This window comes from Bacillus sp. TL12, assembly GCF_022625245.1.
Lineage (GTDB): Bacteria > Bacillota > Bacilli > Bacillales > Bacillaceae_G > Bacillus_A.
In genome coordinates, this window is record NZ_JAJJBY010000131.1 from 1 (window position 1) to 1,971 (window position 1,971).

1 protein-coding gene and 1 pseudogene are annotated in these 1,971 nt (G+C 34.7%); both read right to left on the bottom strand.

Annotation, left to right across the window (positions count from 1 at the left end; all coding sequences use genetic code 11):
* Positions 1–141: 141 nt before the first annotated feature.
* Positions 142–297: pseudogene (locus LOK41_RS27945) on the bottom strand (IS6 family transposase); the annotation flags it as partial.
* A 702-nt stretch (positions 298–999) separates the two neighbouring features.
* On the bottom strand, positions 1,000–1,893 hold the full coding sequence (locus tag LOK41_RS27950; protein WP_241819348.1) for an Rpn family recombination-promoting nuclease/putative transposase: 894 nt from the start codon (positions 1,891–1,893) through the stop codon (positions 1,000–1,002).
* Between the last annotated feature and the right edge of the window lie 78 nt (positions 1,894–1,971).

A 1,971-nucleotide genomic window follows, 5' to 3' on the forward strand; every position in this document is an offset into this window, starting at 1 on the left:
TTGGATTAGTTATTGGTATAATTGTTGGAAGTGGTCGAAAAAAACAGAATGATAGATGCACTAAAAAGAACTAAAAACGGTTCTGATGCAAAAATCATTTGATAGAGGCATAGAAACCTGCATAGGCTGTTCAATGGTAGATTATGATGCAATTCCAAATAATTCATGTATGAATCTAACTTCATTTTGGGCAGACTTCACCTGTAAGTAAAGTTATCCTTTTTTCATCATATGCATGGCTTCAACGCCACTCAATATAGAAGTGGCTGTTTCATATGACTTGGATCCTAACATGGATAACTTTGCCCATCCCCCGAAAAAGGGGAATAAGACAGAATACACCAATTGTATGTTGAATAGAAAATAGAATGTTATAAATCAATAAACAATCAATGCAACAAAAAAGTAGAAGTTTTATATTGTGACAAATTATTTTTGGGACAGTATTTTGTTATATCTGATTTCAATACAATCTAGTTTAGAATTTAAAAAGAAAAAATGTAACAAAAACGAACGTTTATATTACAAATATCACCGATAAACAACATTTGGTAAAAAATGTATTGCTATGACCTAGTTTTACACGTATCTCGGCTGAACCCCAACTACCCCCAGAACGAGATTTTGTCCTAACTTGTAATAAAAAAGATCATTTTTTCGTTTTGGGGTGGAGTTGTTTTCTTAAGTTGATGGGCATGGGGTACGGCAACGATTACTTCAGCCACTCGGCAATTTCTATGTTTTTTATGGCATTTTACTATACCGAAAGTGACTTCGGTGCAGTTATTCAGTAAAAAGTTAGTGGTTTTCTTTACCGAACACGTAATTTCTAACTTTAATTTCACTTTACCGAATAAAAAAAATTAAAAAAGTAGACCTATTTAGTATCTTTTTCTTGAGTGGCTCCAAAAGTAACGAATGGTTGCCGTATGCCAAATAGGGGCACGGTAACTGAAGAAATAAAAGGTAGACACCTCTTTTGAATGAGATGTCTACCTTTTATTGTCCCAAAATATGACGAACTTCCGTAATATCCATATTCGTAAACTTCGCAATATCTTCTATATCCATTCCGTTTTTATGCATGCCACGGATTAATTGTTCTCTTTCAGCTAATTTACCCTTTTCAATACCTTCTTCGATACCGACTTCACGAGCATGTGCTAATTTGGCTTGTTCATCAAATAAAACCTTTTCTCTGGCTTCATACGCTAGGCGGAAAGAACTGCTCTGACTCATGTTCTCCCATTTATGGATAGCTTTTTGTAACATCGGGTCTTGTTTCATGGCGATGTCCTCCAAAGTGTGAGTTAAATGCTCATCTTCATGTGCTGGTAACAACAGTAACCAACGAGCAAATTCATTTTCCCACAGATTAATTTTTTCTTCTCTCCATTGTTGAAGCAATTTCGGAATTTCAATAAAGTGAATTTCAAGGTCATCCAGTAAGACGTGGTTCTGTTGCTTACTCCAAAACTGTCCGATTGTATGCATATCTTCATAATCAGGAAAGAGATGAAAATCTAATAAGTTAATCGCAATTGTTTTGCGAAGAGAACGATATGGCATTCCTTTTTCAAGCTGGGATGTATAAAGTTTACTCCAATAATAAAGGGAACGTTTCACTATATCCTGTGTATTTCGTACTTGGATTTCTATATTTACTTTCGTTCCGTTATCAAGTGTCGCTAATATATCTAGTATGGATAATTTGTCTTCCTCGTATTCTTTATGCAAATGTGGATCTTCAAGTTGAAGAGATACAATTGGTGAGGATAAAGACTCGTGCAAGATTGCATTTAAAAACGAAATCAGTAATTCCTCTTGTCCTTGTACACCAAATAATTGTTTGAACGCAAAATCGACTCGTAAATTCACTAAAGGTTGATTCATGGTTAGAGTCACCTTTCTTTTCGATATTCTATATGTCTATTTTATCGAAGAGTAAACAGAAGAAGCAACCCCAGATAC

What these genes read in the sequence shown, in the direction of transcription:
- LOK41_RS27950 (WP_241819348.1), bottom strand. Translation starts at nt 1,893, where the DNA reads ATGAATCAACCTTTAGTGAATTTACGAGTCGATTTTGCGTTCAAACAA.